14 protein-coding genes are annotated in these 20,138 nt (G+C 56.6%); 4 read left to right on the top strand and 10 right to left on the bottom strand.

Translation table 11 applies throughout. From position 1 onward, the window contains the following. Positions 1-176 precede the first annotated feature (176 nt). Entirely contained in the window at positions 177-2,483 is a 2,307-nt protein-coding gene (locus ACR0KC_RS09705) for a Tex family protein (protein WP_480771779.1), read from the bottom strand. Between the two features lie 167 nt (positions 2,484-2,650). On the opposite strand from ACR0KC_RS09705, the gene ACR0KC_RS09700 reads away from it, so the two are divergent. The 4 genes from ACR0KC_RS09700 to ACR0KC_RS09685 all read left to right on the top strand — a co-directional run bounded on the left by ACR0KC_RS09700 (position 2,651) and on the right by ACR0KC_RS09685 (position 8,149). Continuing rightward, positions 2,651-4,117: a DUF4153 domain-containing protein gene (locus tag ACR0KC_RS09700; protein ID WP_480771778.1), complete on the top strand. Its 1,467-nt coding sequence runs from the start codon at positions 2,651-2,653 to the stop codon at positions 4,115-4,117. Next, positions 4,095-4,772, top strand: a complete 678-nt coding sequence (locus ACR0KC_RS09695; protein ID WP_170393903.1) for a response regulator transcription factor — start codon at positions 4,095-4,097, stop codon at positions 4,770-4,772. The genes ACR0KC_RS09700 and ACR0KC_RS09695 overlap by 23 nt, the downstream gene beginning before the upstream one ends. Then, positions 4,760-5,725, top strand: coding sequence for a sensor histidine kinase (locus ACR0KC_RS09690; RefSeq protein ID WP_480771777.1), 966 nt, complete (start codon positions 4,760-4,762; stop codon positions 5,723-5,725). Before ACR0KC_RS09695 ends, ACR0KC_RS09690 begins: the two co-directional genes overlap by 13 nt. Positions 5,726-5,935: 210 nt before the next feature. Further along, positions 5,936-8,149 (top strand): NADP-dependent isocitrate dehydrogenase, encoded by a 2,214-nt coding sequence (locus ACR0KC_RS09685; RefSeq protein WP_480771776.1) that lies wholly within the window; start codon positions 5,936-5,938, stop codon positions 8,147-8,149. 384 nt (positions 8,150-8,533) lie between these two features. Here ACR0KC_RS09685 and ACR0KC_RS09680 read toward each other — a convergent pair whose 3' ends face one another. The 9 genes from ACR0KC_RS09680 to ACR0KC_RS09640 form a co-directional block, all read right to left on the bottom strand. After that, positions 8,534-9,640: a transporter substrate-binding domain-containing protein gene (locus ACR0KC_RS09680; RefSeq protein ID WP_170393909.1), complete on the bottom strand. Its 1,107-nt coding sequence runs from the start codon at positions 9,638-9,640 to the stop codon at positions 8,534-8,536. A gap of 43 nt (positions 9,641-9,683) precedes the next feature. After that, on the bottom strand, positions 9,684-10,946 hold the full coding sequence (locus ACR0KC_RS09675; RefSeq protein ID WP_170511889.1) for a transporter substrate-binding domain-containing protein: 1,263 nt from the start codon (positions 10,944-10,946) through the stop codon (positions 9,684-9,686). A gap of 22 nt (positions 10,947-10,968) precedes the next feature. Next, the gene (locus ACR0KC_RS09670) at positions 10,969-11,748 is read right to left on the bottom strand and encodes a PP2C family protein-serine/threonine phosphatase (RefSeq protein ID WP_170393913.1); all 780 of its coding nucleotides are present in this window, start codon (positions 11,746-11,748) and stop codon (positions 10,969-10,971) included. Next, entirely contained in the window at positions 11,748-12,725 is a 978-nt protein-coding gene (locus ACR0KC_RS09665; RefSeq protein WP_223118646.1) for an FHA domain-containing protein, read from the bottom strand. The genes ACR0KC_RS09670 and ACR0KC_RS09665 overlap by 1 nt, the downstream gene beginning before the upstream one ends. 199 nt (positions 12,726-12,924) lie before the next feature. Beyond that, a complete protein-coding gene (locus ACR0KC_RS09660) occupies positions 12,925-15,108 on the bottom strand; it encodes a serine/threonine protein kinase (RefSeq protein WP_480706147.1) in 2,184 nt (727 codons plus the stop codon). Between the two features lie 340 nt (positions 15,109-15,448). Then, the gene (locus tag ACR0KC_RS09655) at positions 15,449-16,738 is read right to left on the bottom strand and encodes a dynamin family protein (RefSeq protein ID WP_170818332.1); all 1,290 of its coding nucleotides are present in this window, start codon (positions 16,736-16,738) and stop codon (positions 15,449-15,451) included. Further along, positions 16,735-18,777 (bottom strand): dynamin family protein, encoded by a 2,043-nt coding sequence (locus ACR0KC_RS09650; RefSeq protein ID WP_480706143.1) that lies wholly within the window; start codon positions 18,775-18,777, stop codon positions 16,735-16,737. The genes ACR0KC_RS09655 and ACR0KC_RS09650 overlap by 4 nt, the downstream gene beginning before the upstream one ends. A gap of 68 nt (positions 18,778-18,845) precedes the next feature. Next, complete coding sequence (locus tag ACR0KC_RS09645) at positions 18,846-19,709, bottom strand: hypothetical protein (protein WP_480706141.1); 864 nt, start codon at positions 19,707-19,709, stop codon at positions 18,846-18,848. A gap of 22 nt (positions 19,710-19,731) precedes the next feature. After that, the gene (locus tag ACR0KC_RS09640; RefSeq protein ID WP_170393925.1) at positions 19,732-20,133 is read right to left on the bottom strand and encodes a hypothetical protein; all 402 of its coding nucleotides are present in this window, start codon (positions 20,131-20,133) and stop codon (positions 19,732-19,734) included. Between the last annotated feature and the right edge of the window lie 5 nt (positions 20,134-20,138).

The raw sequence follows: 20,138 nt of genomic DNA, 5'->3' as shown, positions 1-20,138 counted from the left end.
TTTCATACGGTTGACCGAATTTATCGGCCATCATGGGCCAGCATCATCCAGATCATGGTCCGAGTTGCAACACCCGAATGTTAGCGCCCTGCTTTTCTTTCTGTCTGCCGGGGCTTAGGTGAATGTAGGTCATGCAGAAACACGCCTCGTATTTAGCCCTATGACAGGGTTGCCGCCTAACGTTTATTGAAGGCGTCTCTAAGAGCGTCACCAAAGGCCCCGTTCTGGGTGCTCTGACCCCCATGGCTGCGCCGCTGTTCCCCTGGCTTGGGTGTTCGTGCCGGTTTGCCCTTGCCACGGAGTGCATTGCCCTCGCGTGCCGAAGCGCCACCGTCCTTGCGCATGGACAGCCCAATGCGCTTACGTGGAACGTCGACTTCGACCACCGTCACTTTGACAACTTGCCCGGTTTTGACCACCTCATGCGGGTCCTTCACGAACCGATCGGCCAGTTGGCTGACATGAACCAACCCGTCCTGATGCACGCCAATGTCGACAAACGCGCCGAAGGCGGCGACGTTGGTGACGGTACCCTCCAGCACCAACCCGGGCTTCAGGTCCGTGATTTCCTCAACCCCGTCCGTAAACGACGCTGTTTTGAAACTGGGTCGCGGGTCTCGGCCGGGCTTCTCCAATTCGGTGAAAATATCCCGAACCGTAGGCAAGCCGAAGGTTTCACTCACAAACTGCTCGGCGCGCAGGTTTTTCAGCGCGCCTTCATGCCCCATGATTTGGCGAATGTCGCGCCCACATGCTGCCACTACCTGACGGGCGACATCGTAAGCCTCGGGGTGAACCGAGGAGGCATCCAGAGGCTCTGAACCGTCACGAACTCGCAGGAAACCTGCACACTGCTCGAAGGCGCGCGGACCAAGGCGGGCCACCTTCAGCAAATCCTTGCGAGACGCAAAGGCACCATGAATATCTCGGTGCGTGACGATCGCCTCGGCCAATCCCGGTCCCAGACCCGAGACGTGAGAAAGCAAGGGGGCTGAAGCGGTATTCAGATCCACGCCCACAGCGTTCACCACATCTTCGATCACCGACTCCAGTGACTGTGACAAGCGGTGCTGATCCACATCGTGCTGATACTGGCCGACGCCGATGCTCTTGGGTTCTATCTTGACCAGTTCAGCCAAGGGATCCTGTAGCCGGCGGGCAATCGAGACCGCTCCACGTAGCGAGACGTCGAGGTCGGGAAATTCGCGCGCGGCAAGCTCGGATGCCGAGTAGACCGAGGCTCCAGCCTCGGAAACGACGACCTTGGTGGGCGCTTTGACGGTCTTGGGCAGAAGCGACAGCGTATCGGCCACCAAACGCTCAGTCTCGCGGCTGGCTGTGCCGTTGCCGATGGCAATAAGCTCGATTTTATGTGTAGTGATAAGGTTCAGGATTGCCGCTTGTGCACCACGCAGATCATTCTTGGGCTGAAACGGATATAGCGTATCCGTTGCAACCACCTTGCCGGTTGCATCCACCACGGCGGCTTTAACCCCGGTGCGAATGCCGGGATCCAACCCAAGCGTCGGACGTGCCCCCGCCGGAGCAGCGAATAGCAGATCCTTTAGGTTGCGCGAAAACACTTGAATTGCCTCGTCTTGTGCGCGGCTGCGCAGGTCGGCCATCAGCTCGACCATCATCGAAAGCGATAGCTTGACCCGCCATGTCCAGCCCGCGACCTTGCGTAGCCACTTGTCACCAGGAGTATCACCGCGCGTGTTCAGATGAGCCGCAACCATGGCCTCGGCCCGCGCGGCTCCCGCTTCGGGTTCGGGAGCAATGTCGAGCGTTACGATCCCTTCCTTCGAGGCGCGCAACAACGCCAGCGCTCGATGCGACGGGGTTTTCGACCAAAGCTCGGAATGATCAAAGTAATCGCTGAACTTGGCACCTTCCTGTTCCTTGCCCTCGACGACCTTTGCGCTCAGCAACGCCTCACGTTGCATGAAGTTTCGGAGCTCTCCCAGCAAAGCAGCGTTTTCGGTAAGCCGCTCTGTGATGATGTCCCGTGCACCATTCAGCGCGTCTTTGGTCGTGGGGACAGCCTCATTCAGATACCCCTCAGCCAGACCTTCTGGTTCCGCCGCACGGTCGGACAGGATCGCATCGGCCAGCGGCTCCAGACCATTCTCGCGGGCAATCATCGCCTTGGTCCGGCGTTTGGGCTTGTACGGCAGATAAATGTCTTCCAACTGCGCCTTGGTTTCGGCTTGGGCAATCGATTTCACCAGATCGTCCGTCAGTTTCCCCTGATCCTTGATCGAGGACAGAATAGCCTCGCGACGGGCCTCAAGCTCACGCAGATAATTCAGTCGGTCGGAAAGGGTGCGCAATTGGGTATCATCCAGCCCGCCGGTCACTTCCTTACGATAACGGGCGACAAAGGGCACGGTCGCACCTTCATCCAACAACCTGACCGCGGCCCCAACCTGTTCCGCGCGGGCGTTAATCTCGGTGGCGATGGTGCGGGTGATACGGTCCAAAAGGGGCCTCCTGACTTGCGGTTGGAAGATCGTCTTAGCCACCGGCACGCACAAGGGGAAGAGGCTGCGCTACGAAAAGCACCTCTGCACAAAAAATGCACGACCCTTACGCGGTGATCTGCACCTGCCTAGGCCAGACAGAACCAACACAAACAAGGAGCAGTTAAATGGGACAGTTCATCGTGCGCGGTGTACCGGCATCAGTTTTACAAGATAGTTGGTGGCTGGACACACCTGATCGAGGCACAAACCGAGCCGATGGCTTAGCGGAACCCGGCAATCGCCACGCTTTTTTGGGTTTGGTGTTTCTGGTTGCGCTCGCCGATTTTCTGTTTTTCGACCATTCTCCTGGCCTTTCAATCGCACTCTTTACGTTGGCGGTTTCCGCTGTAGTGTTTGCCTTGCTGCGCCGCCGTGGTGGACTTGTCGAGCCAACCCTTCTTTTGCTGCTTAGCATTCTTCCGGTGGTGGAATATGTTCAGGCCCTGTCCGTAGCTTTCTTGCTGGGTGGATCGACCATTGCGCTGTGTTGGGCCGTGCTGGGCAATCATGAGGTCGCTTCGGTTCGCCGGTTTCTGTCTCTGTTTCCAATATTGGCGCTCAGACACGGGATAGAGGCGGTTCAGAAAGGTCATTCGGTTTCCCGCGTTGACGGGGTTGCCCTTCGTGCACTGCGCAACTGGAGTTTCCCGATCGGAGGCGCACTGATCCTTGCTTCGCTGATGGTTGCGGCCAATCCGGTCTTGTCTGATTGGATCGATCGGATTTGGCGATTTGATATGCGGTTCGACCGACTGCTATTCTGGATCGGGGCGGCAATCACGATCTGGCCCTTTCTTGCGGTCACCTTGCGGCCTGACTTGCTTACCCCCCGATTTGGCCCCGGACGCAAGCGCCCATTGCCTGCCTTTGGCCTGAATGCCCAATCCGTTGCTAATGCGCTAATGGTGTTCAACTTGCTGCTGGCGGTGCAAACTGGGATGGACATGGTCTTTCTCTGGGGCAACGCCAAGTTGCCCGAGGGGATGACCTATGCTGAATATGCTCATCGCGGGGCATACCCACTCTTGGTCACAGCTTTGCTGGCGGGCGCATTTGCCTTGGCCGCGCGACCCTATCTGAACGAGCGGCAGGGGCTGACAAGATGGATGATGCTGTGGCTGGCGCAGAATGTATTGCTGGTGATCTCATCGCTGATGCGCCTGTCGCTTTACGTTGATTTCTACGGGCTGACCTATTTGCGTGTTCATGCGGCAATATGGATGGCGCTGGTTGCTGTGGGCTTGTGTCTGACCGGTTGGCAAATTTTGCTGGGTAAATCGAACCGTTGGTTATTGCTGCGATCTGCGATCCTGGGGATTGGCGTGCTCTATGCATGCTGCTTCGTGAATTTTTCAGCCTTAATCGCCCGTTGGAATCTGGAAAATCCGATACGGTTTGATGCCTACTACGCATGTCAGCTCAATGAGATGGCGGCGGCAGAGTTGCTGAAGGACAAACGGGTACGCAATTGCGTAACCCCTCCGGTCGTCGACAATTGGAGGAATTGGGGCTTTCGCGCAGATCGGGTGATCCGTAATCTGGCCGTCGAACCCATGCCGGAGAAGGTAGATGAAAATCCTCGTCGTGGATGATGATCCACGCCTGCGAGAGCTGGTCTCGATCACGCTTGAGCGCGCGGGCTACCAAACGGTTACCGCCCGCGATGGCCAAATGGCTCTAACCCACGCGATGCGGGAAGCGCCTGATCTTGTCGTGCTGGATGTCGGCCTGCCTGAGATCGATGGGCTTGAGGTTTGTCGCCGCTTGCGGGCACGCTCGGACGTACCAATCTTGTTCCTGACCGCGCGTGATGACGAGATTGATCGCATTTTGGGCCTCGAGTTGGGAGCGGATGATTACGTGACCAAACCTTTCAGCCCCCGTGAGTTGGTTGCACGGATCAAAGCCATCCTGAAACGCAGCAAACCTGGTGCTGCAGAGCTTCTCCTGCGGCATGGCCCGGTTGAAATGGATGTGTCGGCGCATTTGGTTCGGGTCGACGGTAATGCGCTTGCCTTAACCGCAACCGAGCTGTCGATTTTGCGTCGCCTGATGCAAACGCCCGCCGCCATAGTCTCGCGACCACAATTGGTTGATGCGATTTATGGCGCAGGCAGTCCGGTCTCGGATAGGACACTGGATAGTCATTTGCGGAACTTACGACGCAAGTTGGGGGATCAGGGCTGGGCCGGTGCCATCGAAACCGTGCATGGGATCGGATTGCGGATGGGTGCATGGCCGGGCTGAGACGCAAATGGCGCCCTTCGCTGGGTTTTGTTCTTGGCGGAGGTCTCGCGGGTACGCTCGCCCTGTCTCTGCTGGGTCTGATCGCGCTGCGGTATCTTGGACCTGAGATCGGGTTTCGAAACGCTGCGGGCTTGCTGGCGATCGTGATCGGATGTGCGACCGGAGTGGTCGGATACCTTATGGTTCGGCTTCTGCTCCGCCCCATAACGTCGCTGGCGACCTATTCAGGGGCCATTGAACAAGGGCAACGCGCCGAGCCGCCCGATCACTATGGCACACAAGAACTGTCGCGCCTCGCCGGTTCGGTTCTGAGCATGGCGGATACGCTGCAACGGCGCGAAGCTTCGATCCGCGTCTTTGCAGATCATGTCACGCATGAGTTGAAAACCCCTGTCACCGCGATCCGTGCGGCAGGAGAGTTGTTGGCCGAGGCCGAAACGCTCTCGGACCAGGATCACGCATTGCTGCAACAGATATTGGGCGCAAGCGATCAGATGCAAACGCAGCTCAGCGCTCTTAACACGGTTGCACAGGCACGAGTGCCGGAACATCATGGGGAGGCAAGCCTGAACGATCTTGCCGATCAGTTACGCTCTTCGTTTCCCGAACTGGACATCAGCATAGAAGGCGGCGATCAGGCATTGAACCTTGCAGCCTCTGGCCTGAAAATTGCCCTGCAACATCTTTTGGACAATGCACGCCGTCACGGGGCAAGGCAGGTGGTCCTGCACGCAGAACTCGGTCGATTGGTTGTCCAAGACGATGGTTCCGGCATATCCGACGGTAATCGGGACCGCATCTTCAACCCATTCTTCACAACCGCGCGCGAGAAGGGAGGGACCGGGATGGGCCTGACCATCGTTACAAACCTGTTGGGGGCACATGGCGGGCGGATTTTGCTGGTACCTTCCAAGACCGGTGCGCGATTTGAGTTGGTGTTTCCGGGGGTGTGATATCACTCAACAGCCCAAACTAATTCGACCCGTGTCAATTTGCGCCGCTCAATACGATTGATCCCAAGCCAATCCTCATTTAAGGGAGGCCCTGTCAAATCAGAGTCACCCGTGGGGCCGTCATGTCCCCTTTGGGATTGGTGCCTATGTCACGGCGGCACATGCTCTTGGATCGCACGCCCCTGAAAGGCTTAGAAAAGGTAAGGGAATATGGCAGAAAAATCGAACTTCGACGTATTGTATACCATTGTAGACGAAGCGCCCGAGCTGGCGAGCGCCTCGTTCCTGCCCATTATCCGCAAGTTTGCGTCAGCAGCCGGTGTCAGCGTCGGAACCAAAGACATTTCGCTGGCCGGGCGTATTATCGCGACCTTCCCCGAAAAGCTGACAGACCAACAGCGTATTACTGATGATCTGGCTGCTTTAGGTGAGCTGGTGAAAACACCGGACGCAAATGTCATTAAACTGCCCAACATCTCGGCGTCGGTGCCCCAGCTGGTGGCTGCCATCGAAGAGCTGCAATCACAGGGTTATGACATTCCGAACTACCCCGAAGAGCCTTCGACGGACGACGAAAAGGCGATCCGTGCGCGTTATGACGCCATCAAGGGTTCGGCCGTGAACCCGGTCCTGCGCGAAGGCAACAGCGATCGCCGCGCAGCGCGCGCTGTGAAGAACTATGCCCAGAAGAACCCTCATTCGATGGGAGAGTGGAGCGCGGACAGCAAGACCAAAGTGTCTTCGATGCCGGGCAATGATTTTTACGCCAATGAGAAATCGGCAACGATCACTGCGGCGCAAGCCGGCGATGCCAAGATTGAGTTTGTGGGCAAAGATGGCAGCGTTACGGTTCTGAAAGACGCTTGGCCACTGGCCGAAGGAACTGTGGCCGACGCAACACTCATGTCGGTCAAGGCGCTGTCGTCGTTCCTGACCGAAGCCATTGAGGACACCAAGAAAGACGGCACCATGTTCTCGCTGCACATGAAGGCGACGATGATGAAGGTCAGTGACCCGATTATCTTCGGCTATGCAGTCAAGGCGTGGCTTGCCCCCGTGTTCGAAAAATTCGGTTCAGAGCTGGACGCACTGGGTGTAAACCCGAACTCGGGTCTGGGGGACCTGCTTGAGCGGGTTCAGGGCAACGCAGACATCGTCGCCGCAATCAATGCGATCAAAGGGGATCGTCCGTCGATGTATATGGTGGACTCGGACCGTGGCATCACCAACCTGCATGTCCCGTCTGATGTTATCATCGACGCCTCGATGCCCGCAGTGATCCGTGCTGGCGGCAAGGGTTGGGACGAAACCGGCGCCAAGGGCGATACTAACTGTGTGATCCCTGACCGTTGCTATGCACCGGTGTATGACGAGGCCATCAACTTCTTCAAAGCCAATGGTGCACTGAACCCAGCCACCGCAGGAGCCGTCGCCAACGTTGGATTGATGGCGCAGAAGGCCGAGGAGTACGGCTCGCACCCGACGACGTTTGAAGCGCCCGCAGATGGTACAATCCGTATCGTTCTGGCCAATGGCGAAACGCTGCATTCCCATGACGTCGAAAAGGGCGACATCTGGCGCGCCTGCACCGTCAAGAAGGCCCCGATCGAGAACTGGATCCAGCTGGCGATGGACCGTCAGCGCCTGACCGGGTCCGAGGCGATCTTTTGGCTGGATGCCAACCGCGCACATGACGCCGAGCTGATCAAGTATGTCAAACCAGCGCTTGAAGCTGCAGGCGTGGCCGACAAGTTCTTGACTATGGCCCCGCGTGAAGCAACCCGCCAGTCGCTGGAAACTATCACGGCGGGCAAGGACAGCATCGCCATCACCGGTAACGTATTGCGGGATTATCTGACCGACTTGTTCCCGATCCTCGAACTGGGGACGTCGGCCAAGATGCTATCAATCGTTAAACTGATGAATGGCGGCGGTCTGTTCGAAACCGGTGCAGGTGGTTCGGCGCCGAAACATGTTCAGCAACTGGTTGAAGAAAACCACTTGCGCTGGGACTCCATGGGTGAATTCTGTGCGCTCGGAGAATCCCTGAACTTCCTCGCTGACAGCAAGGGCAACGCCAAAGCGGGCGTCCTGGGCGCCGCTGCCGAGGCTGCCACGCAGGGAATTTTGGATAACAACAAGTCACCCAGCCGCAAAGTCGGCCAGCCGGATAACCGCGATAGCCACTACTGGTTCGCTCGTTACTGGGCCGAAGCTTTGGCGGGGCAATCCGATGATGCTGGGCTTGCCGCCGAGTTTGCACCGCTCGCGAAAGAGTTGGCGGACAAAGAAGAACAGATTTTGTCCGAGTTGGCGGCAGCGCAGGGCGCACCCGCCGATCTGGGTGGATACTACCACACTGATCCGGCCAAAGCGGCTGCGGTGATGCGGCCAAGTGCAACCCTGAATGCGATCATCGGATAAGCCAGGGTTGCATAAACGCCTAAAGAGAAACCGGTCCGAAGAGGGCCGGTTTTTTCGTGCCCTGAAAAAGAAAAAGGCCAGCCCCCATAGCCAGCCTCTTTCTGAGTGAGTGGCGGGGCTTACGCCTCACCGGTGCAGTTGAGTTCATCCTACGCTTATCGTTCACGCTGAATATTCGGGGATTCCCGTAGACGGCCGCCTTTTATGAGCGATTAAGGATAAAAATAATCATTATGTATGCGCAAATAAGACCAAATGCTGACTGCGCCACGTCTGAGGCCTAGTCAGTTGGCTTTGCCGTTGTCATTGAAGATACTGACCCACCGACAAAAAAAGGGCCAGTCCGAAGACCGGCCCCAAAGAAAGGTCATAACGACCGAGGGATTAGTTTGATGCTGCGTTCAGCTTTTCATTTTGTTCGCGCAGCGTGTCGGAAATAATCGCGTACCATTCGCCGGACTCGCGCATCTCGATCAAACCCTTGTTCATCATCGCGATGTACTCGCGCGCGAATGGATTGGTGCGGTGTGCAAGGAAGCTCATCGAAGACAGTGTCGAGACATACGGGTTCTCAACAATGTCCGCCGAGGTCAAACCCATGTCTTTCATTGTCGAGGCAAACAGATCAACTTCGAATGCAGCCACGTCTGCTGTACCGGTCAATACGGCATCGAGACATTCGCGGGCCGAATTGGGTTGGACCACGGTTGTGTTCTCGCGGTTGAGCCCTTGTTCTTCCAGCACCACCATGCTCCAGCCTGCCATGCGGCAAACGGTCGAGCCCTCAAGGTCGGAGAAATCTGTCGCCTTTGCGTATTCGCTTTCAGGCAAAGTGAAGAAACCACCGACAATGTCATATACCGGAACCGAAGCGACAAATTGGGTACACCGGGCTTCGGTCTCTGCAGACCACTCATAGGAGCGGTTGGTACAATCCGGTACAGTCCACGCGATCGAAATATCAAACGCACCCAGTGGCAACAGTGTGTCCAGATGCGAACTCCAGTCATCTACAAAGCTGACCGAGAAATCGCGGCTGTTACCAGCACGCTGAAGGCTTGTCGTCGCCAGACGGGTCATGATGCCACCGCCGCTCAGATCTTCAGTAGTGAACGGTTCCCAACCGTTGCCAGCGACCATCTTGATCGGAGGCGCGTAGACATTCGAGCGCTTGACGCTTGCAGCACGTTGTTCTTCTGCCGCGATCAGTTCTTGCGCGCTCTGACCGTTGGGCAGGCTGCCATCCTCACAGGGCAGCGCCAGTACCAGACCGGGGGTTAGCGAACCGGGATTGGTGATTGCGTTGCGGTTAGCGTTAAAGATCGGCTGATAGTTTGAGGTGCCGTAGGCGGCAATGGCGATGGTCGCCAATGTGTCACCATCCTGAACCGTATAGTTGGAGCAGGCCTCTTGAGCGGCGGCTGCACCTGCGCTCAGGGCGGTGAAGGCTGATGCCGACAGTACTGCTTTCTTCAATTTCTTGTTAAACATGTCCACTTCCTCCAGACTTTGTTTCGTTGGGCCAATCAAGGCCTTAGCCATTTTCCATTTGATAGCGCAGTGCGGTAGATACGATGTCGCGCCACTCGCCTGATTGCTGCATGATCGCCAGACCCTGGTTGAGCGTCTCAAGGATCGCTTCCCCATCCGGATTATCTTTGTGGGTCATGACGTTAAGCGACTTGATTGCCGCTAGGTTGGGGTTTTCGATGATCTGATGTTCGTAGCCCAGACGCCCGATTGCTTCGACCGCCAGATGCGCTTCGATCGCGACGATATCGGCTGTGCCATCCATGACCGCGCGAAAACAATCATCGGGTGAAACGGGGCGCATCAGCGTGATTGCAGGCTCGTAAAGACCAACTGCATCCATATGCGACAATGACCAACCTTCCGGCCTACAAATCGTTGTGCCCGCGAAATCTGCATAAGTCAGTGTCTCTTCGTAACCCGAACCGCTTTTTGCGAAGAACGTATCAACGACCTCGTAGAATGGGTTTGAGAAATTATAGGTTTCGCACCGTGAACGATCATTTTCCGACAACGTTGCGGCTTGTTCACAGTTCGGCCGCGACCAAGGGAATGTGGCGTCAAAGGCGAGAGTCGGCATCAATAGGTCCAGATGCGACGACCAGTCATTAACGAACTGAATCTTGTAGGACTGCTCGGGCGCGGCCCGCAGCATCGCGGTTTCAACCAAGTTGGTATAAAGCCCACGATTTGGCAGCGCTTCATCCGTGAACGGGGCGTAGTTACCACCCGTGATCAACAAAATCTGACGGTCACGAATTTCAGGGCTTTCGCCACCATCCGCGTTGCGGATCAATGCGGCACCTTCCGCACGCGCTGCTTCGATCTCTTTCTTGGCCGCAGCCTTGGCCGCGATTACGGCTTCTTCGCTGGTCTTTTTAGCTTCGGCCTCTGCAGCGGCCACGCGGGCTTCGGCCTCGGCAATGGCTTTTTCAGCCCGTTCCTCGGCAGCTTTGACCAGTTCCGAGGCCATTTCGGCAGCCATGCGGCCAGCTTCGGTATCCGGCAGTTGCGCCGCGCGCCCGATATCTTCAAGACAAGGGAAAGTCAGGACATCACCGACGCGAATGATATTGGGGTTCGACCCTATCGTTTCCCGGTTCGCATCATAGATGACCCGGTAATCTTCCGTCGCGTAGACGGCAATTGCCAGTTCCCGCAAGCTGTCACCGGGCTGGATTTCATAAGTCGAACACGCCTCTTGCGCCGATGCTGCACCTGTTGCAGCAGCAAGAGCGAGGGTGGATATGATAAGATGGTTTCGCATTTTGTCCTGTTTCACTGCCTGTCTAAGTCTGTGCCGGTTTGACCACGGCGATTGAAATGTTGTCCTGATCCGGGTCTGCCTTTGCATGCAGTGCTTGAAGCAGCGCATCAGCAATATCGCGAGCCGGGGAATGAATATGCGTGCGCACCAGCGTTTCGATCTCGGAATTGCCGAGATATTGCAGACCATCACTGCCAAGGATCAGTACATCTGCCGCAATCAGCGCTAATGGTTGTTCCGGACAATCCACTTTTGGAATCGCAGCCCCCATGATCACCGAAGTCAGTTGGTTACGATCCGGATGGCCTTGTGCCTCTTCCGCGCTCAGTAATCCTTGTGCGAGCTGTTCGTCGATCACCGGGGCCATCGAGTGATCTTCGTTGACCTGTGACAGGGCATCATTGCGGAACAGGTAAAGTGGACTGTCACCGATCGAGATCCAGAATACTCGTTGATCCAGCATCAACATGCCCAGAAGGGTGGAGCCCAGATTGACCTCGTTTTCCTCACTATGGCTCGCCATAGCGGCGTTGGCCTGCATTGCGGCCAACGGCAGAGCGTCGAGCAGTGCGCTCTCAGCAAGGTCGGGCCCATCCAACTGGGCATCCATCGCATCGCGCCAGGCTGAAATGACCAACTGCGAAGCGACTTCACCCGCTTCATGACCACCCATACCGTCGGCAATCACGACATAACCCGCGTCTGCCGCGTCAGAGACCCGCGCAGCAATCGCGTCTTCCTGCGAGTCGCGCTGACCCTGGTCCAGGATCAGGGCAATATCATATGCAGGGGTCGCCAGCATTAATCGGCATCCCGCCAGTCAAAGCCGTCATCACAGAAAGCGGTGAAGCGGATCGAGGTTTCGCTGATCCGGATCAGATCGCCGCTGGACAAGGCTATGGTGCTGAGCACAGGCTTGCCATTCAGGCGCACCAAGTTGGCCTTGCCGCCATGGCCCAGATAGCATTTCCGGTCCTCTGGGTCATATGCGATGACGGCGTGATTGCTGCGAGAGATCCCGGTGTCGCCGAAATCCAGCTGAATAGCCTGATCGTCATTCCGACCGATCTGCATCAATCCCTCGGTCAAGGTAATCGCGGCACCCCGACCCGGTCCGGCGGTCACGACCAGCCAGCCAACCGGGAATGTCTGTTCGGCCGCTTCTGTCTTTTCAACGGGCTCAGCTGTTTCCATCAGCTCCTGAACATGCGTGTCTGCACGCTCGAAACCCAAAAACGTCGTCTTCACACGAGAACGCCGATCTTCAGCCGGTGCAGGTGCAGGTGCGACCATGGCGGGTTCCGGGGTTACATCAACAGGCTCCGGTTCCGGTGTGGGTTCTCCGACGATTTCCACCTCGCCCGCAACTTCAGATACGACTTCAGGTTCGATGGCCTCTGGTTCTTCTACGGTGACTTCGGGTTCATCGTCCTGAACCTCGTCTTCCGCAGTCAGATGAAGCGTGACAATCTGTTCATCTTCTTCGACCTCTTGAACCTCGGCCACTTCTTCTTCGGTCGCCTGATCTTCGATCTGGTCTTCCGAAAACTCGGGCATCGGTTCTTCGGGGATCAGTTCGTCTGCTTCCTCGTAGCTGTCCGAGCTAACGTTTCCACCCGCAAGGGCCGCGCGCAGGGCGTTGAAATCCGCAATCGGAGCGGCGCTTTCCGTTTCGACCGCTTCCGCAACGGTTTCGGTTTCGGTTTCCACCGCATCTTCTTCTTTCGGTTTTCCGGCACCTTCTAGAAGCCGGCTCAGAGGGCTTTTGTATTTGAACATGGTGTCGTCACCTTCTTTGATTTCTGATGCGGGGTTTTACCCGCGGGACTGCTACAAACCGCTTCGCCGTAGGCGCAGGGCACTGATGAAGAGGAAACAGAGAAACATTTACGTCGCGACGGGTTGGTCCCCGACGGGGTGACGCGATGGGCGGCACCCCCAGCACACTGACCTGGCGATAGTCACATCAACTGGGCGATCACTCCTGCGTTAGTTGCATGACCGCAGTACTTTCAGCTCCGTTGCGCAGAATGCTTAGGCGCGCCTCGGGTTGGTTGTCGGAAACAAGTTGAGCAAGGATGCCGTCCAGACTCTCGGGCTCATTAATCGAGACACCAGTCTGTGTTTCGCGCAGCAGCACATCCCCCCGCTGCAAACTGCCAGCAACTTCTTCCGGAACAGATGCGACGACGGTTTGCCAACCTGCCTCGCCCGCATGAGCCACATCAAACGAATAACCGTTCAGAAGGCCAAAACTGCGGAAGGCGGGCAGGGCCAGCAATCCATTCTGCGCGCGCGTTTCGCCCAGACTGCGATAGCGCGCTGCTACACGGATATACCCGTCTGGATCGACCGAGAAATTATCTAGAACATACGATGCAAGCGTTGTGTCCGGACGAATAGGTTCACCATTCAGAGTAAAAATCGTAGCGCCCCGTTCGACCCAATCCCCGATCACCGACCTATCTTGACCGGCGTTCAATCCATTGATGGCAATGACACTCCCGGTCGAGCTGCGACGCTTGGACATCGTGAATGGAATCTCAATATCCCAGTGCCCAAATGCAACCTGGTTTTCGGCTAGATTTACCGGCGTCGCAGGTGCGATGGGTGTGATGTCTTCAACCGTAGGTTCCGTCACTTCAGGTTCCACTACTTCAGGTTCCACCAAAGCGATTTCTTCGGGTTGCTGCTCTGACACAATGGCGGCTTCCGGCACCTCATTAGCCTGCTCGACAGGTTGTTCCTGCGCCGCTTCTGGTTCTGATGCCAAAGCGACTTCGGCCTGTTGCGGCTCTGTTGTGGCTTCGGCGGTCTGCTCGACGGGTTCCGGAGCTGCTTCTGCGGGCACCGGAGTAGTCGGAGCCTCTGCAGTCACCGGAGTTGCCTCGGGCGATTTCTGATCGCCCGTCATTACGAAGTATCCACCTCCGGCCAGTGCCGCCAATACAATCGCGATACCCGCGATCATCTTGCCACTGCCGCCCGAGCCGCTTTTTACAACGGTGTCGACTGCAGCAACGGCCTCGTCCTGAGGTGCAAATTTAGCAAGAGTGTCTTCCGTTTTTTCCTCGTTCCCGAGGGCCAGATCAGAGTTCCCGGCCAGCAGCGCGGTCACGACGGCCTCCGCATTCTCGCTTTCGGCTTTGATCCGTTCTTTTTCGGCCTCTTCGTCTTTGCGATCCATGCCAACAATGACCGAAACAGGGCGATACGCGAAACTGTCGAACATCACACCGGGACCACGGAACATACGCAGCCAGTCCAATGCGGTTTGCACACGGTCAGTGGCGTGCACTTCCATTGCTTTGTCGATCGCCTCAAGGAACCCGTCAGGATAACCTTTGAATCGCCCTGTCAGCGGTTCATAAGGATCGTCTTGGCCGTTGTTGAACGCATTCAAACGTGTCTGGCCATCAATCGGTCGCTCGCCGCTGATCGCATGATACAGCGTTGCAGCCAGTACATAGAGGTCACTGCTGGGGCCCTGATCCGCGCCACGCACATAAAATTCGTGCGGCGAGTACCCGTCCTTAATCACGCGCAGCGTCAATAGCGCCGCTGACTTGTGTGCCGCCTGCTCGCGTGCTGCGCCAAAGTCGATCAGGATGGGTTCGCCATTCTCATCGATCAGGATATTGTCGGGTGAAATATCGCGATGTAGCATGCCGCTTTGGTGAATGAACGACACCGCAGACAGCATTTTTTCGGTGACCTGAACGATAAAGTCCGGTCCGCTCTTGTTTTCGGGTTTTTCGACATAATCCAGAAGATCGCATCCGCGGATCAGGTCCATCGCGATATAAGCGGTGTCGTTGTCCTCAAACACCTGATGCACGTCGACGATGTTGGGATGAACCAGCCGCGCATGGTTGCGTGCTTCCTGAATGAACAGGTCGATAATGGAGCGCAGGTCTTCTTTGTGGTCAGGGTTGGCAGGTTCGACCAGATCACCATTCCGCTGACAGAGCGCCCCCGGATAGCATTCCTTGATGACCACATCGCGATCCAGACTATCGCGCGCGAGATAGGTGATCCCAAACCCGCCGTTGCTTAGGAACCGGAGGATTTCATACTGTCCGCGCAGCAGCTTTGCGCCTGGCTGCAATACTTCGATCTGAGGTTCGTCGTGCGTTGCGCCGACCGCCTGGTTGTGGCTCATTTCTTCCCGCCCATTCTACTCGTTTATTGCGGCATAGATAACCAGGGCTTCAGCCCGCGAACTCACAACCAAACACAACCGCAGGACACTTAAGACGGTTAGACGTTTCAAATTTGACTTTATTGGGGCCGCCTGATGGCTTCACTATGGATCACAAAAAATGAAATCGCCTATATAGTCGGTCCAAACCTTCATTACACTATATGTTGTGTTTGCCTGATGGAAGAAATGGATTCTATACCGCCGAAATAGAGGCTTGGTCCACGAATTCGAAACAATATCGCGGCGATTCCGAACGCTTCGAATCGCTGCGATGCGGCTCAATTCAAGCGGGAAAAACTTATGTGCCGGTTTTTGGGGGCGCCGACGCAACAGAGCTGCCCGCCCAAGCCAGATTGTCGCTGAGCTGTGCGAGAATGCTTATTGCATCCTTCAGCGGTGCGTCCCCGGTTTCAAACTGCAGCAACAGCAACAGGTCAGTGGCCTTTTCAAACTCGGCCGGAATCCAGTCTGCTTTGGGATCGATTTCGGTACCAGATTCTAACCTTTCGGCAAAATCCTCGACGATTTCCTGACAGCTTTGCAGGAAGGCCGCCGGTTCAATATCTGAGCTTTCGCGCAGATCGTTGTAAATGCTGGCGATGGCCGCAAGCCAGTCTTCAAGGATTGGATTGTCCAGGGGGGGCAGGGCGGCCTCTAGGCTTGCCTGCACAGTATTGCCGTCGGCCTCAGCGCCATCTGTCGAAGCCGCACCAGTAAGGTTCTCCAGATAAGGCATAAACTCTTCAGCCAGATCTTTTTGGGCGGCCTCAAGATCATGGCGACGGTGATCAGAGGCAATGTGCAAAACCTGTTCTGCCAAGTTCTGCCCGCCACAGGTTTCCCACAAAGCAAAGTCGGGTTCAGGCTCTTGTTCCATGGCCCGTACCGCTACCGGGGTGCCGATGGTCACAACCGCGCGAAACAAATCGCCCTTCTCCTTGTTCAGGCGTGCGACTACCCGATCCAGAGCATCCCGCACCGGAGGCAAATCGGCATGTGTTACAGCCAACAAGCTGTTATTGCGCAGCTTTTGAGGGACCTGCGACCACAAATGGCGTTCGGTTTCACGCCAGGCGTTGGTGCCATTGGTGCACCAGATCGCACAATCCACATAGTCGAGCAAATTTAGAGTCTGTTTGTAGGTATCATCCAGTGCACCGGCACCGGGCAGATCAAACAGCGAAATCTCCTGCAGGGCAGGGGTGTTCAACCCGACCGAGATGAAATCGGGTTCGTCCGCCGCTGCCTTTTCCAGCGCTATACCCGAATAGACTTTGGGTTCCTTGTCCCACCAACCAACGGTTGTCTCAGGCGTATCAGCATAGGCCACGATCACCAGGGGCAATTTCAGATGCTGCGGCCCGGTGGGCAGAATGTCTGCCCCCGCCAGCATGTTGGCAAGGCTGGACTTTCCGGCTCCAAACTCCCCGGCAAAACCAATGGAAACCGCGTTCGAAAGCCGCTCGGCATGGGCCAGCGCGCGGGCGCGCATATCATCCAGCTCTGCCGATGAGGGAGCATTTTCGGTGGCGGTCAGGAAACGCTCTAGCTGGCGCACTTCCTTCTCGGTTCCGGGGAATTCAATCATTCTGCGGCCTCTGCCTGTCGAGTGTCCACTGGTGCAGTTCCGTGCACCGCCCCTAGTTCATCGCTGATGCGCCGCGCTTCGTCAACCGCACGTTGCGCTTCGGCGCGCGCGTTCGACCCATCGGGGCCTGCGCGATGTTCCAGATGCCCGGCCAGCAGCGCCATATAATGGTCAAGAACGGTTTTCATCCGTTCGATAAGGTCGCTTCTGGCGGTATCTACAAGATCGTCTCCGATCATCTCAAACTCTTGAACGATCATCCGTTCGGCGCGGTTCAACACACTGCGACGCGATATCAGTCGCGACAGCCATGTCACACGCAACTCAACCGTGATGCCACGCGTCAGTGCGCTTGTATTCGGACGGAACCAACGCACCGCGCTGGTATTCATGCGATTGTCCGCGGGTTCCTGCCATCCGGGCAGGGCGCGCAAAGCAGCATTGGTCTGCATATCGATTGCGTAAAGCTCACTAAGCATGCGCTGCCGCACCACCTGGGTCGCGCCCTGGACAAGCTCGCGCATTCGCTCACGCAGAGGCGTAAAGTTCAGCTCGGTATCTCCGTCTTTGGCCAGCAAAGGCGATTGCCCATCAGGGCCGCGCACAACGATCGAGACAGCCTCGGCGACGGTGTCATCCATAACACCTCGCAAATTGGCCAGTACATCGTCCATATCATTGGTGATGGCCTTGGATTTATCTTCAACTAGCGCGCGCAACTCAGAAAGCGTTTTGTTGTTTTCTTCGACATCCGCTGTGTCGGGACCATCCTTTTCTTCAATCGCACGAAGCCGCGCAGTGCTGCGCTCAAGCTCACCTTGGGCAAAACTGTTGAGGTGCTGCCACGCAATATTAAGCTGTTCTTGGCGCGGTCCTTCGGTCAGGGCTTTGGTCACATGACGGCGCAGATCGGGCAGGCCCGACGCGATCATCGCGGCAAATCGCAATACACCTTCGCGGCTGATGGGGCCGGGGCCTTGCTTGATCTCTTCGACGCCGTCAAGATATTGCTTCATCTGTTCGGGATGCGCCCGCAGCCACGCCAATATCTGATCATGGTCGATTCCGGTTTCATCCCCGGTCAGCGCATAATGGGCCCATTGGGCGCTGCCCATCAGAACGTCAATCTCCGAGTTGCCAAGCGCCTGTTCGAGCCCATCCAATACGTCAGTGCGCACCTTGCCGGCATCTTCGGCGCCACCACCCAATTCGTCCACGCGGTTGATGAAGACCACGATCTGACCAAGCTCTAGCGCTTGCATCAGGCGGAATAGCTTCAGATCGGCCCGCGACAACGCCTGATGCGCAGACAGCACGACGACGAAAAAGTCGGATTCCTTGAGATACTGGCGCGAGATCTCTTCACGGATCAGCAGCGGGTCATTGACACCGGGTGTGTCTGTGACTGTCACCGGATACGGAAAATGGCCAATGTCAAAATAGACCTCGGCCTTACGGGTGATGTCGCTGTAAAGGCCCCGATCTGAACCGGGGTCATACTGGTCTTCATCTGTCGGGTCATCCCCGGCGCAGACATAGCGCGCCAGGTCATCCGAGGTCAATTCATCCAGATCGTGATGCTCGCCAAGAAGGTGTTTGTAGCTTTCCCCCAAGCGTAGCTTGGCGCGGGTTTTCATTGCCTCGACCTGCTCTTCGATCATCTCGCGCTTGTAGCTGTCCTCTTCATCAGGGAACATGTTGCGTAACTCTTCACCTTCGGCGATCAGGGCCTGCCATTGGCGATTGTCAAAGAAATGAAACTCGGCGCCCGACGTCCGACCGGACGGATGACCGAAATGCATGTCGGTGATCACTGTCGTCCATGGGTTCACGTCCGAGGGCAGATATTCTGCGTGCCCGGTGAAACCGTTGATCAAGCGCGATTTTCCGGCCTTGATTTGACCTACGAATGCTATCGAAGGCTTGAGGTTCGACAAGTCGTCAACGATGCGCGAGATGAAGTGACGCGTTTCGTCATTGCTCGTCCCGTTCATGTCTTCTGCGATGCGAATAAGCTCGCGGCGATTTAACTCACTCATAAGATTTACCCTGGTAACTCGTATTTTGTTTAACTTTGCAAAGTGGACACTATTTGGCAGGAACGCGGTTATTCAACGGCGCTATTCAATGTTTTCCATAGGTTGACGACAGCGCCCAGCTTGCGGGCGTCATGAACGGCGGCGGCGGTTTCCTGACCGTCGCGCAAGATGGCGAGACCCGCGCCTTGTCCACCTGTCGGACGAATGACGATCAGCTGCGGATCAGTTAAAGCATCGGAACCATCGGCCTGCCATCCGGCCAGATCCCGGGTGAATCTGGTCAATATATCCGTGCCCGGATGTGTGTCTTGGCCCTGCGCACACAACCCATCAAATTGCATCTCGTCTTCAGTCGACCCGATCAGTATTCGACCTAATGCGAACCGATCCGCGCCCTCAAAGAATTTTCCGGCAATACTGGTGGCGCCTTGTGACGCAGTTTCTGGCTGAGCTTCCGGTTCTAAGGTCTGGTCGGAAACGATGGCCATGCGCGGCTCATCGGTTAGTTCAATCCGCGCGCAGGCCGCTTCGACCTCCGAAAAGGTAACCCCTACGTCATCAACCTCAAGCGCCGTATCCGGGCGCAGAGAAACCAACTCAAGCGGGCCGGGTGCCGTTGCAATTTCCGACACCACTTGCGCCAGTCGTTCGATCAGTTTTTCGCGTGCTTCGGTTTCAAAATCCGGGACAGGGCCCGAAGCACAGCGGAACACGTCGGTGACCCGAGAGCTGTTGACTTCGATAGCCAAAGTTGCCCCGTCAGCCGCCGTAAATTCCAAACGCCGAGGCAAGATCGTGCCCCGGATGGCCCCCAGCACCTCATTCCGGCGTAACAGTGCGCTGCTACCCGATAGGTAGATTGCAGGCGATAAGCGCGCGACCGAAGTCCGCCCGATCCCTTCGAGCATATCCAGTATTTCACTATCCATCATGCGTGACCCCCTCTGGTCCCGTCTACACCGCGGCCGCCACCGGCCCGAGGCTGAGATGTGATTTCGTAAGCGCCAGCCCGACATTCGCGCTGTCGCGGCAGATATAGCATACCACGTGATCAGGATATTCTGTTGTCCTGAGAAAGATGTGCAGCCGGTCGTTTGAGAACACCGCGATTTCCCCAAATCCGGGGTGTTCAGTATCGTCGATTTTTGCCGCACGCAGAAGTTCTTCGAATCCCTTCATACCGCGTCCCTGAAACAGATTAGCTACTGCAAGTGCGAGATTTTCGAGCGCATCAGCGCTGTCTTGGTCCGACGCGTCGACGCCCAATAACATGCCGGTCTCCATGTCGACATACCCGGCTGCGATGCAGTCGGGTATGGTTTCGATGGCCGAAGCCAGAGCAGATTCAATCGACATTCAGA

The organism is Ruegeria sp. CF3 (assembly GCF_056537365.1).
This window is presented reverse-complemented; position numbering and strand designations above follow the sequence as displayed.